General features: G+C 61.6%; 1 protein-coding gene. It reads left to right on the plus strand.

Annotation, left to right across the window (positions count from 1 at the left end; genetic code table 11):
• Window positions 1-229: enolase C-terminal domain-like protein (locus SB753_RS42250; protein ID WP_410805848.1), on the plus strand; the 229-nt coding region annotated here is incomplete at both ends.

The following is a 229-nucleotide window of genomic DNA, read 5'->3' on the forward strand; positions in this document are numbered from 1 at the left end:
CGATGACGATGCGCTGGTGGCGTTCTACACGGAAATGGCGCAGCGAGGGTTCACCGCTGGCAAGCTGAAAGGCGGACGGGACGCTGAAGTGGACATTCGCCGACTACTACTCATCCGGGATGCGCTGGGGGAGAAGACACGACGCCCGGCCCTCATGCTCGATGCCAACGAGTCGTGGCACCTAAAGCAGGCCGTGCGCTATGTGACGGAAGTTGAACAGGCGGTCGAT

This window comes from Paraburkholderia sp. SIMBA_053 (genome assembly GCF_046534895.1).
Lineage (GTDB): Bacteria > Pseudomonadota > Gammaproteobacteria > Burkholderiales > Burkholderiaceae > Paraburkholderia > Paraburkholderia caledonica.